The organism is Dyella jejuensis (assembly GCF_044904675.1).
Taxonomy (GTDB): domain Bacteria; phylum Pseudomonadota; class Gammaproteobacteria; order Xanthomonadales; family Rhodanobacteraceae; genus Dyella_B; species Dyella_B jejuensis.
Genome location: NZ_JADIKJ010000015.1, coordinates 194,134 through 208,770 on the forward strand (window position 1 = coordinate 194,134; position 14,637 = coordinate 208,770).

The window sequence follows — 14,637 nt, forward strand, 5'->3', positions numbered from 1 at the left end:
GTTATTCCCGGGCTTTTTTAATCACACGTGGCGAATATTTTACTGATAGCTCATGGTAAAGGTCGCCACACTGTTCGCCGCGCCGGAGGTAATGGTAGGCGCCGTTTGTACGTAGCGCGCCGTCAGGGGAATGACGAATTGCCCGTTACCGGTGGTGCCGGCGTTCCATTGGTTGGTATTGCCGGCCGCGCTCGAATCCGGACCAAACTTGAGGACAGTGCCGTTGTGCAATACCTGGATACCGACGCCCGTCGCGCCGCCAGGCGTAAGCGGCAGCGTGTCGGAAACATTCGCCGGATTGGCCTGATCTGTCAGCGTGGCAAAGACATTGGTGGTCAGTCCTGCCTGGCCGCCGGTGCACGTCAACGTAATATTGAAGTTCTGGGAGGTGGTCGATGGCTGTCCCACGCCGCCAAACTGGCTTGCAGGCACGGTACCGATATTGACGGCCGCCGGCGATGCCGCGCTGCAGGTGGGAGTGGAAGGGGCTACATCGATATTACCGTTAAGGACAAAGGACGCGAGCTTATCCCCGCTTGGCGACATATATATCGCTGCAACCTCACCGCTAAGGGTTCCGCCGGTGCTGATAGGGCCAGTTTTAACGAGATATATCCCAACTGACCAAACGTTACCCGGCGCATCCCAAATAACAGAATACCCAGGCTGGGTGCCGGGAACGGGATAAGGTACGTAACCATACACTAAGCTATTTAATTGGAGATAAACTTTCAGCCCGACACCGGGAATGCTAGTGGGAAAAGTGTTGTCAGCTCCAGGCGTGACTCCCGTTGGGCCAGTATAGTTGAAGCCAGTACTAATAGTGGGATTACAGCTGGAACTGCCAGTTGTGCGCACAGAAGATATGTATTGCGAATACAAGACAGTGCCATCCGGAACGTTGGGATCAAACTGCGCTGGAGGAAGATTTTTTAGCGTAAGCATGGCAACCTCTCCTCCGTTGGACCATTGACAGGTTGCCCATGAACATAATGGTGTCAGCGCGAGAGCAAGTGCACACATTAAGCGAAAAATGTTTTTCATAAAAACCTCGAAAGGATTATCGTTCGTAGCACCGAGTTCTGGATTGAATGCAAACCACGAAGCAATGCAATTGGTTGGGGGTAGCGTCAGCTGGTGACGTACCTCGAGTTTTCGGATGTTGATTCAGGCCATGCGGGAATCTGGCCGGTCGCATCGCGCAGGCCGACATAGCGCTGCAGGACCGAAGCATGCATGGAAGCGGGTAGCTTGATGCCCGCATCGCGGCGATCTCCGTTTGGACGGCGATCGACGGATGCGCTGTCCTGGCCGGTATGCGCGCCTGCCGCATGGCTGGTCGCTTCCGCCGCGCTGGTCGCCAGTGTTGAAACGCACTGCCCTTCAATCACATCGGCGAAAACCTGGCGCTGACCTTTCCTTTGCGCCGGCAGCCGGTAGTCGATGCGGCACTGGCCTGCCTGGGTGCTGCCCCATTTGACCGTCAGCGTGCCGCTGTCGGCGATGCCGCGAACGAACAGTTTGCCGGCCTGGCCGACGACGCCGACGGACTTGCCGCCGGCATCGAACACTTCGGCCGCGAACGGCAGCGGCTTGCCGTCGGCACGCGCTGCCCGGATGATCACGGCGCGGCCGGTTTCGGTTTCGTACTTCAGCTTGACCACGGCGCCCAGGTGCGGGGCCACGCTCTGCGTGGTGGATTTGAGCTCCACGTCGCTGGACATGTCTTTCGGATTGAGGCCGATGGTGTTGAGCTGATAGGGCGTGAGATAGGGCACCACCGCATAGCCACCGCCATCGACCTTGACCCCGACGGCTGAACCGACCCTTGCGCCGCTGGCTCCCGGCGCTTCAACCAGGCCCACCGTATCGCCAAGCGACTGCGCGAACGACACGCCACCGCCATGCACGATCACGCCACCGGACGCACCCACCGCAATCTGGTTGGCGTTGTTGCTGTGGCTGTAGCCGGCGCGCAGGTTGGCGAAGCTGCCCTGGTAGCCGACGTTGCCATTGAAGTAGGTGCTGCCGGCGTTGCCGTTGGTGCGGTTGCCGGACACTTCGTAGTTGATGTTGCGGCTGTCGCCGGCAACGCCGCTGATGCCCGCCTGCAGGCTGGTGCCGGCGCTTGCGCCCGTATCGCGCGAGGCATACGTGCGGAAGTTCGGCGCGCGCGGCGAGCTGCCCAGCGGCATCGAGAAGCTGAGCATGATGCGGTTGTCGGTGCGGCCGGGTATCACGGCGCCCGGGCCATAGAAAATATCGTCGATGCGCTCGGCCTCGACCTGCGTGGGCGTGCGGTTGACCGCCTGCAGGCGCGTGCGCTGCGCGGAAATGCCGTAGGTCAGCGATTTGTAGCTGTTGCCATAACCGATGGAGTAGGACGTCTGGCGACCTGTGCTGCTGCCCCAGTAGTCCACGGTGCTGCCGTTGAAGTACAACTGGCCGCCGCCGATTTTCTGGCTGATGTTCAGGTTGAGGCGGCTGCGTTGACGCGCAACCTGATTCGTATTGCCGTCGTACCTGACAAGGTCGCGCAGCGCCACCGCATCCTGCACATCGAGGTAGCCGTTGGTGGAGAAGCGGTACGCGCCCAGGGCAAAGTTGGTGCCCGAATCGGTGAAGTTCTTGTTGAAGGCAACGCCCACGCTCTGGCCGGTCAGCAGGCCGGGGCCAGGCAATTGCGTGTGCGACGCGGCCACATTGAAGGAGACCGCGCCGAAGCGCGTGCTGATGGCCGTGCCCAGGTTCATCTGGCCGTAGCCCTGCGAACTGGTCACGCTGCCGAAGCCGGTAAGCGTATTGTTGAAACCGTGTTGCAGCGTGGCCTGCATCACCCACGGCGTGCTGCCGTAGGTGCCGTATTGTTGCAGCTGGCCGGCGGCCACGCTGAAGTGCGTGGTGCCTGGACGCAACAGCTGGGGCAACGCGGTAAACGGTACGGTAAAGATGTTCTTGCGGCCGTCCGCCTCCGTGACCGTTACCTCCAGGTCGCCACCGTAACCGGTCGGGAACAGGTCGTTGATCTCGAACGGGCCGGCCGCGACGGTGGTTTCGTAGATGATGTAGCCGTTCTGGCGAACGGTGACGCGCGCATTGCTGTCGGCATTGCCATGGATGGTCGGCGCATAACCCTGCTGCGACTGCGGATTCATGCGGTCATCGGTAAAGAGGCTTACGCCGCGCAGGCGAAAGCTGTCGGCAACCTGGCCGCTGGTGAAACTGTCGCCCACCACCACTTGCGCACCCCAGGCGGGAATGTCGCGTTGCAGGTAGGTGGCGGTGTTCTGGTAGTTCGTCGACGAATAGCGGCCCGACACGTTGGACAGCGAGCCCTGGTGGCGCAGATGCCACGCCCCGAGGTTGATGCCCGCATTGATGCCCAGGTACGACTGCGTGCTGCTTGCCGGGCCGGTGGTATGCGAGGAACTGAAGTTGTAGGCAAGCATGCCGGCGTTGATGCCGTTATCCCATTGCGACGGATCGACGTAGCCGCGCGCCGCATTGTTCATGTACAGCTGCGGCACACTGAGGGTCAACGATTGGGTGGTCGAATCGAAGGCCACGGAGGCATCGGGAATGTACTTGCCCAGGTCGCCGCAGATCGGGCCATGGGGAAGCGCATGCGCGGCAACGTCTGCCGGCGTGCTGCCGTCGCCACGCGCGACCTTGTCCAGATTGATGCCCAGCTTGCTGAGCTGCGTGGCGTCGAAGCAGGGCACGGCGCTGTCCTGGCCCTCGACGGCGCTGAAGGTGACGTCGTCGCGACCCTGCCATTGGTCGTTGACGGTGATATCCACGCGATAGCTGCCGGGCAGTACGACGTTGCCTTTTTCGAAGCGGCTCAAGTCGACCTGCTCGCCCATGCTTGAGCTGAAGAATCGACTGTCGAAGCTTGCCGACGGCGAGGCGGGCAAGGCTGCCGGCGAGACAGGCGACAATGCGCCCAGAGCGGTGCCGAATGGCGCAAGCGCTGTCAGAATCAGCGCGCTGGAGCTGCGGATACGCAGGGCCTGCGCGGTTCGACAGTTTTTATGGGCACGTAAGTTAGTCATGGTCATGTCTTTTCAATGCTTTGGCCACCTGTTTCGGTGGCACATCGCGCATAGCGAAGGCCACGGCTCTCTCTCCTGCTTAAAGAGGCGCGAAAAGGAAAAGGAATCGGCTGCGGTTCTGCGGACGTGGCGACCGGGATCGCCACGTTGGAAAGGGTCAGGGCTTCAGTGGCGCCGTCTTGGGCATGAAGCCGCCGGCATCATTGATGATCGAGAACCGCACCTGGGCATTGCTATCCAGGGTGCCAACGCGATCCTTCAATGGAAACACGTGGGTACCGCCCGGTGCCACCATGCCGGTTTCATCGCTGTCGATAAGTTTGCCGCCAGCATCGAGCGCCACTTTTTGAAACGAGACGTAGTACGGCGTGGGGTTGCGCACTTCCAGTACCTGCTTCGCACCCTGGCTGCCCAGCGACCACGTCAGCTGCTTGGGCGCGTCTTCCACCGTACTGGCCAGGTTGGCCGGCCGGAAAAACAACTTGATGCGCGTGCGGAAAGCGAATTGCAGCGAGTTGCGCTCGGCCGTGTCACCGGTAGGCTTTGGCGGCACTTCCAGCACGTTGAGCCAGAACAGCGACTCCTTGTCCGCCGGCAACGGCTCCTTGGTGTACACGATGCGCAGCGACTGGCTCTTGCCCGGCTCCATGCGGAACACGGGTGGCGTGAGGTTGAACGGCACATCGGCCTTGTCCGGCGTGGTCTTTTCATTGCCATCGTCGATCCATGCCTGGACCAGGCGTGGCACTTTCTTGTCCTCATTGGTGAGGCTGACGGTGATCTCGCGGCTCTGCGCGGGATAGACGGCGCGCGTACCGGTAATGACGATGCCAGCGTCGGCGGGCAATGTGGTGAACCCCGCAAGGGCCAGACCGGCGAGGGCGATGAAGCGGCTGAAATGTCGCATGGTGTCCTCCTTGTGAGGGTTGAAGAAATCGTGGGTGGTGCATGGATCGATGGCTGGCTATCCGCCTTGGCCGGGAAAGCTGGAACGCAGCGGCTTCGTAGGTGCAAGTCGCTGCGCCCAGCCTTCGCCGGGATGACGGTCAAAGACACGGCCTTGCCGTCAGATCGCGCTATGTGTTGCCTGGGTTGAAATGAGAGCCGCGAGCAGGCTGAAGTGCTCGCGGCTCCGGTCGATCAGTTGTAGCTGACCGAGTACTCCACTGCGCTTTGAACGGTACCGCCGACCACGGCGCCACCGTCGGCGATGTACTGCGCGAAGAACGGCAGCACGGCGGTGTTGTTGGCGATGGTTACCTGCTTCGACACCGGGTTGGTGGCGAGGTTGATGACCGAGCGGTCGCCATTGAGCAGCTGGATCTGCACGCCGGTCGCGGCACCTGTGTTCATCAGGTTGCCGGTGGTGGCATCGATATCCGGGCTGGCGGCCTCATAGGCGATGGAGACGGGCGTGCCGTTGGTGCAACCGGCCTGGCCGGGGGCGCCGACCGTGATGTTGTAAGGCGTGGAACCGGTAAAGGTGCCGGCATTGGCCAGCGCGGAGGCCTGTACTTCCGGCAGGGTGACGGTGAAGTCGGTGGCACCCGTGCCGTTGCCGTCGATGGTGCAGGTCACGTTCGAGATCTGGCCGGTGAAGGTGATGGTGCCATCGGCGGCGGCGGCGACCGAAGCAGCCATGCCCAGGCCAACCATCACGGCAGCGGATAGAAGAATTTTCTTCATAGGTAATGTCCTAATTAGGCGTGGAATCCCCCCACATTGGCCGCAAGGTTAATGGCCCGTTTTCCACAAGTTTGTTTTAGGTTGGGGGATTACTATTTTCCCATCTGTCCACGCCCCAGGATTTAGTACAAGGCTTATTTTATTAGGGAAATTTCAATTCCCCATTAAAGATTTTCGTACATACCTTATTTAATCCATCGCGCTTTGCGAATCGCATGAATGCGGCGTCACCACCAGAAAAGATACGCATGCCCTTTCGTTGTTGTACGTGGTGCAGATGCATGCGTGCATGTGCACCACGTGCCAACGTGGCGGCAGGCTGTTTCGCCATCTCTGTACTAGCCAGGTGGAACGAACGAAGCAAACGCCTATGGTGACGCTGGGCACTTTGCAGGCAAGTCGATCGCAGCCGGCTTACGTGCCCGTCCAGTATTGCCGACAGCGCCGAATACGCCATGCCTTCAGGCCATACAGCGTAGGCCTAGTCTCTTTTCGTGGCCTTGGATATAGGTATCGCAAATCAGATTGGTACGAATAGATAAATACCTGCCGGACCGGTCCGGTTCAAATGCATTCGATTTCCAGCGTTCCCGTTGCGCAGATTGTTGCTCCAGGCAAATGGGATGCGGGAAACCCAACCGTGGAAGGGATCGCGAACCCGGCTCGTTGACGACGCGGTCAATGCAACGTCGTGGCCGGAATCGCCGTGTGCGAGGTGCGCAGCAGCGTAGCGCCAAGCAGGGCAGCCAGCGCGGCAAAGCATGCACCGGCGAGAAATGCCCATCGATAACCGGCCGCCAGCGCCGCCGCATGCGAGGCGCCCGCGATCCATACGCTTTGCATGCGCGCCTCGGCCAGCGTGGCAAGGATCGCCAGCCCGAGCGAGCCGCCCATCATGAAGGCGGTATTGACCACACCGGAGGCGAGGCCGGACTCGCTTGGGCCTACGTCGCTCATCGCCGCCAGCAACACCGGATTGAAGGCCACGCCGCCGCCGACGCCAAGCAGCAACATGCCGGGCAGGATTACGCTCACGAAGCGGCCGTGTTCCGATGCCTGCGCGAAACACAGCAAGCCCGCTGCCGCCAGCGCCAAGCCTGCCACCAATGGCCGGCGAATGCCGAAGCGCATCACCAGCCTGGCCGACAAGCCCAGCGAGAACACCGCCATGATCAGGTTGGCCGGCAGAAACGCCAGCCCGACTTCCATCGGCCCATAGCCCAGCACCAGTTGCATATACAGCGCGGAAAGAAAGAACCACGCGAACATCGCCGCCGCCCATAGCACGGCCGCCACATTGGCCACCGCCAGGTTACGCAGCTTGAACAGGCGCAATGGCATCAGCGGTGCCGGCACGCGCGTTTCGATGCGCAGAAATAGCAACAGCAACGCCATCGCCGTACCGAGCTGGCCAAGGGTCTGCAACGACCACCAACCCGACTGGCTGCCATTGATGATGGCGTAGACCGCCAACATCAGCGCCGCCGTAACGGTGACCGCCCCGAATACGTCCAGATGCCGCGAAGCGGCGCTGGCCGGCGCCCTCGGCAGCAGACGCCACGCGATCACCGCTACCGCCATGCCGATCGGCAGATTCACCAGGAATACCCAGTGCCAGCTCAGGCTGCTGGTCAGCAGTCCACCGAGCATCGCACCGAGACTGCCGCCGCCCGCGCAGACGAATCCATACACACCCATGGCCTTGGCGCGATCGCCTGGCTCGGCGAACAGATCCATGATCAACGACAACGCCGCCGCCGATACCACCGCCCCGGCCAGGCCCTGCACGCTGCGCGCGATCACCAGTGCGGACTGCGTGGTGGACAGACCGCAAGCCAATGATGTGAAGGTAAAGCCGGCGATGCCCAGGAGGAACAGGCGGCGGTGTCCATATAGATCGCCGAGGCGTCCACCCAGTAGCAAAAAGCCGCCATAGGTGAGCATGTAGGCATTCACCACCCAGGCCAGCGACGTGTCATCGAAGTGGAGATCGGTTTTGATGGAAGGCAGCGCGACGTTAACGATGGTGGTGTCGAGCACGATCATCAGCTCGCCCAGGCATAACAGCACCAGTGCCAGCCAGCGGCGATCAGGATGCGCAAAGGGACTGCTGGCAGCGAGGGGCATGAGCGATCCTGGTAGCCGGAAAAGGGGCGCATCTGTAGTCATGTCGAAGCCGCCCGACGGAGATCGGCATTATCGACTTTTTTTGGTTGAAGGCTTTTTTGCGGTATTCGATGGGAGTTTGCAGGTCGCCTCACGGGGCACTGCTTCGATAGCTGCCATGTTGCGAGGTTGTCCCCTCATCCCGGCCTTCTCCCCGGAGGGGAGAAGGGGTGGTGGGTAGCTGTAATGTCGCGAGGTTGTTCCCTCATCCCGGCCTTCTCCCCGAAAGGGAGAAGGGGTGGTGGGTAGCTGTAATGTCGCGAGGTTGTCCCCTCATCCCGGCCTTCTCCCCGAAGGGGAGAAGGGGTGGTGGGTAGCTGTAATGTCGCGAGGTTGTTCCCTCATCCCGGCCTTCTCCCCGGAAGGGAGAAGGAGAAGTGCATGGCTGCCAGGTCGCCCCTGCGCATGGGATGACCATACGCAGGGGCAACCGCTTACCGCTTACATCACATGCGCGGTCATCTGCTCATGCGGCAGCAACAGTGCTGCGTTCGATGCGACTTCATGCATGGCGACGGGTACATGCATCGCCATGCTCTCCGGCGCCGACTGGCTTGCAGCGATGTCATGCACACTCAGGCGTGCGTCATCCTGAGGGACATGCGCGGCGAACAGTTCCATTTCGCCACCCGCGAGCACATCACCCACCGACAAGCTGTTGAACTGGCTTGCCGCATGCGTATCCACGTGGATCGTAAAGGACTCGCCGCTGCTGCCATCGCGGGCGACGACCGTAAGATTGTGGTCGCCTTCGGCCAGCGGCGTGTTGGGACGGTAGGTCCATTCGCCGTTCTTGTTGACCAGGGCGATGCCCAATTTATTGTCGCCATCGTAGAGGGTGACCGTGGTGTTGGCTGCTGCCGTGCCGTAGATGGTCGGGCGGGTATCATCGATGGTCGATCCGCTTGCCATGTGCCCAACCTGGCTGCCGACCTGATCGTCGACGAACTGGATGGCGAGCACGGGCGGCGGCGCTACCGTATTGACCGTGATGACGAACGGATCGCTTGCCGCCTGCCCCGGAACCGAAACGGTCAGGCTATGCGTGCCATCGAGAAGCGCGGCGTTGGGTGTAAACGACCAATGGCCATTGTTTTCGGCATAGGCCGTTCCGATCAGCTTGCCGCCATCGAAAATGGATACCGTATCGCCAGCCGCCGCGGTACCGCTCAACACGGGACGGGTGTCATCGGTGGTCGCACCGCTTTGCAGGTCGCCTTGCGTATTGCCGACATGGTCGTAGGCACCGGTGATCATCGGCGGATGGGCAACCGTATCCACATTGATGACGAACTCCGCACTGAGCGCGCTGTTGGCGGTCCCGGCAACCAGGTGATGCGTGCCGTTGGACAGGTCCGCATCCGGCGTGAAACGCCAGGTACCGGACGGATCGGCCTGCGCCGTGCCGATCGGGTGATTGCTGTCGCCATCGTAGATCGTGACCAGGCTGTTGGGTTGCGCCGAGCCGATCAGCAGCGGACGCGCATCGTCGGTGTTGGCGCCGTTGGCCAGGTAGCCGGTCGAATTGCCGACGTCATCGTAGACATAGGCGATGGTCGGGGTACGGTCCGCCTCCAGCGGGATGACATGGATCACGAACGCCTCGCTCAACGCGCTGTTGGCGGTCGAGGCGACCAGGCTGTGCGTACCGTTGGACAGGTCCGCATCCGGCGTGAAACGCCAGGTGCCGGACGGATCGGCCAGCGCCGTGCCGATCGGGTGATTGCTGTCGCCATCGTAGATGGTGACCAGGCTGTTGGGTTGCGCCGAACCGATCAGCAGCGGACGCGCATCGTCGGTGTTGGCACCGTTGCTCAGGAAGCTTTGGCTGGGGCCGACATCGTCATAGACATAAGCAATGACCGGCGCCGGTTGCGGTGCGGGTGCGGGTGCCTCGATATGGACGACGAACGGCTGGCTGACCGTCGAACCGTCCAGCGAGGTAACGGTGTACTGGTGGTCGCCGCTCAGCGCCGTCTTCGACTCGAACGTCCATGCGCCGTTCTTGTCGGTGAAGACCGTGCCAACCGCCACTCCGTTATCGAGCACCTTGACGACCGCATTGGCCGGACCCGTGCCGTGCAACGTCGGGTGGGTATCGTCGGTGGTCGCACCGCTTGCGATATGGCCTTGTTGTGCGCCTGCGTGATCGTCCGCATAGTCGATGCTCAGCCCGGGCGCCGGTACGGACACCGCCGCTTCAACGTTGATGACGAACGCATTGCCAGCCGGACTATCGCCCAGCGAGGTGCTGATCGCGTGGCTGCCTTCGCCGAGTTGCAGCGGGTACGACCACTGGCCATTCGCCGTGGCCTGAACGGTATCGACCAGCTTGCCGCCGTCGTAGATCGCGACCATGCCATTGGCGACCGTCGTGCCGACCAGGGTCGGCGTGGTATCGAGGGTGTTCTGGCCGCTATGCAGGTCGATCTGCTTGCCGCTGGCATCGTCATAGACATGATCGATGGTCGGCGCGTGCACGACGCTATCGACGTTGATCACATACGGCGGCACGCTATCGGGCGCGCCCTCGGATTTGGCCACGAAGGCATGCTGAGCGTGATCGTCCAGGGGCTTGTCGACAACAAAGCTCCAGCGGCCGCGATCGTTAGACTGTACGGTCTTCAGCAAAGTGTTGCCATCGTAAATGGACACCCACGTGCCGGGTTCGGCCGAGCCGCCGATGACCGGTTGCGCGTTGAGGGTGGTAGCGCCATTGCCGATATAGCCTTGCCACGGGCCCTGGTTGCTGTACACGGTATCGATGATCGGGCGCGGCAGGATGAAGTCGTCGGCGGCCATGGTGGCGCTGGGGGCGGCATCATGCGCCACGCTCATGCTTGCCATGTCGGCCTGCGCTGCGGCCGGCGTGCCTACGGTAACGTCGAACGCTTGCTGGCTGACGGCGCCACTGCTGTTGCCCACGGTGAAATGGTGTTCGCCCTGGGCGAGCGCCGTTTTCGATTGATAGGACCAGCTGCCGTCGGCGCCAACCAGCGCGATGCCGATCTTCTCGCCGCCATCGAAAATCGTTACCACCGAATTCGCGCGTGCCGTGCCGTGCAGGGTCAAATGCGTATCGTCGGTGTTCGCGCCGCTGTCCAGATGGTCGCCTGCGTACTGGATGCTCGGTACCGACAGGATCGAGGTGTCCACGGTCAGCTCGAATGGCTGGCTCGACGGACCGCTGTCCAGTGATGCGGTAAGTTGATGGGTGCCTTCGTCCAACGGTTGCGGTGGAAAGAAAGTCCACTGACCGCTGTCGGGAACGCGCGCCGTGCCAAGTACCGTGCCGCCATCGCGGATGGTCATGACGCTGCCGGGCGTCCCCGTGCCGCTGAGCAGCGCGTGGGTATCGCCCACCACCGCGCCGCTGGGTTGGTTGCCATGATCGCCAACCATGCCATCGCTGACACCGGCGATGGTTGGCGCGGATGTGGTATATCCCGATACCGTATTTTTATCAGTCATGTTTTTTCCTAAGACTTCTTGCATGCAGGGCATGCTGTATTAATTGCAGGAGTTCCAGTCGTCCCGATGAAACGGGCATGGCGTTGCGTGATGCTGCGGCTGGAATACGAGCCGCCAGCGCCGGGTAAAGAGCGGTTGGCGCACGCATCGTGCAATACGTGCGCCAATCACTTCCGGTTACATCACATGCGTGGTGATGGCTTCATGGGGCAGCGCTTGGTGGATATTGAGCAGCGCGACATCGTTCGACATCGCAACCGGCGCCTTCGCGACACCGTTGCCCTGGTCGCCGTCCACGCCATGCAAGACGAGTGACGCATCATCGTGTACCGGCTGCATGGCAAACAGCTCGGTCTCGCCGCCATGCAGCACGTCGGCGACGGAAAGAGCGTTGATCGCGTTGCCCGCGACGGGTGCTTCCACGATAAGTACAAACGATTCGCTGCTGCCATTTGCCGTCGACGCCGTAAGATGGTGCACGCCATCGCCCAGTTCCATGGAAAACGTCCATTCGCCCTTGTTGGTGGCCCGCGCAACGCCAAGGACCTGGTCGCCATCGGCGATGGTCACGACGCTGCCCGCCGGCGCATAGCCCACCAATGTCGGATGCGTATCGTGCACCACACCACCGCTGGCGAAGTCGCCTTGCGAAGCCGCGGTATTGTCATGCGCATGATCGATCACCGGCGCCGAAGTGGGGGTATCGATGGTGATCGCATACGGTGCGCTCCGGCCACCTTGGGCATCGGTGACCGTGAACGGGTGCGCGCCGGGCTCGAGCGGTTGCTCCGGCGTAAACCTCCACTGGCCGAACTCGTTGGCGGTTGCCGTGCCGAGCACATGCGTACCATCGGCGACGATCACCATACTGTTGGCGGCCGCCGAGCCCTGCAAGGTCGGGGTGGTGTCGTCGGTATGCGCGCCATTTTGCAGCGCCCCCTGGTAGAAGCCCACGTTATCCATCGCCACATCGATGCTCAGCACCGGCGTGGTGATGGGCGGAATGCCCGCGCTATCGATGGTGACGGTAAACGGGGCGCTGGTTGCACCATCCGCTCCGGCCGCGATGAGGTTGTGCAGGCCGTCGCCCAGCGCAGCATCTGGCGTGAAATTCCAGCTGCCGTCCGGATAGACCCGCGCGCTGCCAAGCACATGGCTCAGGTCGCCGTCGTAGATGGTCACGATACTGTTGGGCACGCCGGTGCCGCACAAGGTCGGATGCGTCGCATCGGTGGTGTCGCCTTGATGGACAGCGCCCTGCTGCGCACCTTCGTAGTCGAACAGGCTGGTGATCGCCGGGGCCTCGCCGCTCGCCGGGGCGGTCACGATGGTTACCGTGAACTCGGCGCTGGCCGCACTATGCTCGGTCGTCGCAATGAAATGATGCGCACCCTCGCTCAAGGGCGTGCCCGGCATGAATTTCCACTGCCCGTCTTGACCGGCTTGCGCCGTGCCGACGGGATGATTGCGATCACCGTCGTAGATCGTCACCAGGGTGTTGGGCGCTGCCAGGCCATGCAACAGCGGCCGTGGATCGTTGATCGTCGTGCTGTCGTTCCATAGGCCGGCCGCTGCATGATCCGCATCGGAAACATGCAGGATTTCCGGCGGCATGGCGATGGGTGGAATAACCGCGCTATCGATGGTGACAGTAAACGGAGCGCTGATTGCACCATCCCCTCCGGCCGCGATGAGGTTGTGCAGGCCGTCGCCCAGCGCAGCGTCTGGCGTGAAATTCCAGCTGCCGTCCGGATAGACCCGCGCGCTGCCAAGCACATGGCTCAGGTCGCCGTCGTAGATGGTCACGATACTGTTGGGCACGCCGGTGCCGCACAGGGTCGGATGCGTCGCATCGGTGGTGTCGCCTTGATGGACAGCGCCCTGCTGCGCACCTTCGTAATCGAACAGGCTGGTGATTGCCGGGGCCTCGCCGCTCACCGGAGCGGTCACGATGGTTACCGTGAATTCGGCGCTGGGCGCACTATGCTCGGTCGTCGCAATGAAGTGATGTTCGCCATCGCTCAGCGGCGTACCCGGCATGAATTTCCACTGCCCGTCTTGACCGGCTTGCGCCGTGCCAATGGGATGATTGCGATCGCCGTCGTAGATCGTCACCAGGCTGTCGGGCACTGCCGTACCTTGCAACAGCGGTTGGGTATCGTCGGTGATGGCTCCGCTGGAAAGGTAACCATGCGAGGCACCCGCGTCGTCATAGACGCTCGTGATTACCACCGCTGCCGGAGGCGCGACCGGCTCGATATCGATGACGAAGGCGGCGCTGGGCGCGCTGCTCGCCGTGGCCACGATGAATTGATGCGTGCCCTGGGCAAGATCGGTTAACGGCATGAACTGCCAGGTGCCCCAACCATCGGCCCTTGCCGTGCCGATCGGATGGTTCAGGTCACCGTCGTAGATCGTTACGAGGCTTAAAGGGGCCGCCGTGCCAGAGAGGTTCGGGCGCGTGGTTTCGGTGGTACCGCCTTCGCTCACGAGACCGCCTTGGCCGCCTTCACTGCCGTAGATACGGTCGATGGTGGGCGCCGGATCGATCTTGGGTGCCACCACCGTCACATCGAACGGCGCACTGGTGCGGCCGGCCGCATCGACCGCGACAAGATGATACGTTCCCTGGGGCAAGTCGATCGCTGTATTCCAGCCGCCGTATTCGTTGGCGGTCACGGTAGTGATCAACCGGCCGTCGCTGTAAATCGTCACCAGGCTGCCGGCTTCGGCGTAGCCACTCAGGCTGGGGTGCGCATCGTCGATGGTCGAGCCGCTGTAATAAGTGCCCTGTATGTCGCCAACCCGGTCCTGCACTTCTGAGATGCTCGGCGGCGGCGCAATGACCGTCATCGAAAAATCGGCGCCGGCAGGTTCACCGGCGGCAGCGGCCTTGAACACATGCGAACCGTCGCCAAGCGGCTTCTCTAGAGAAAAGACCCAGTAGCCTTGCGCATTGCTGTGCGTGCTGCCCAGCAGCGTACTGCCGTCATAAATGTAGACCAGGCTGTTTGGCATGGCCTGGCCTTCTATATCCGGCCATATGTCATAGCTGGTCCCGCCGTCGTAGATAGGTCCCCGATCGTCGCCATAATTGCTGTATACATCCGTGATAGTGGCTGGCGAATGCGAGGAGACCGTTGGCGCGGATGCGGTATATCCCAATACCGTATTTTTATCAGTCATGTTTTTCCTAAGACTTCTTGCATGCAGGGGCATGCCGTATCAGTTGCGAGGTTTCTCGCCGACCCAATGAAAA

The 14,637-nt window shown here is 61.8% G+C and carries 7 protein-coding genes; all 7 read right to left on the reverse strand.

The genetic code is table 11. From position 1 onward, the window contains the following. Positions 1-39 precede the first annotated feature (39 nt). Positions 40-546, reverse strand: a complete 507-nt coding sequence (locus ISP15_RS14035; RefSeq protein ID WP_404548235.1) for a fimbrial protein — start codon at positions 544-546, stop codon at positions 40-42. Between the two features lie 584 nt (positions 547-1,130). Further along, complete coding sequence (locus ISP15_RS14040; RefSeq protein ID WP_404548236.1) at positions 1,131-4,055, reverse strand: fimbria/pilus outer membrane usher protein; 2,925 nt, start codon at positions 4,053-4,055, stop codon at positions 1,131-1,133. Between the two features lie 157 nt (positions 4,056-4,212). After that, positions 4,213-4,962, reverse strand: a complete 750-nt coding sequence (locus ISP15_RS14045; protein WP_404548238.1) for a fimbrial biogenesis chaperone — start codon at positions 4,960-4,962, stop codon at positions 4,213-4,215. A 233-nt stretch (positions 4,963-5,195) separates the two neighbouring features. Continuing rightward, on the reverse strand, positions 5,196-5,741 hold the full coding sequence (locus ISP15_RS14050) for a fimbrial protein (protein ID WP_404548239.1): 546 nt from the start codon (positions 5,739-5,741) through the stop codon (positions 5,196-5,198). Between the two features lie 678 nt (positions 5,742-6,419). Next, positions 6,420-7,868 (reverse strand): DHA2 family efflux MFS transporter permease subunit, encoded by a 1,449-nt coding sequence (locus ISP15_RS14055; RefSeq protein WP_404548240.1) that lies wholly within the window; start codon positions 7,866-7,868, stop codon positions 6,420-6,422. A gap of 480 nt (positions 7,869-8,348) precedes the next feature. Continuing rightward, positions 8,349-11,378, reverse strand: a complete 3,030-nt coding sequence (locus ISP15_RS14060; protein ID WP_404548242.1) for an Ig-like domain-containing protein — start codon at positions 11,376-11,378, stop codon at positions 8,349-8,351. Between the two features lie 177 nt (positions 11,379-11,555). Next, complete coding sequence (locus tag ISP15_RS14065) at positions 11,556-14,564, reverse strand: Ig-like domain-containing protein (protein ID WP_404548243.1); 3,009 nt, start codon at positions 14,562-14,564, stop codon at positions 11,556-11,558. Positions 14,565-14,637 lie beyond the last annotated feature (73 nt).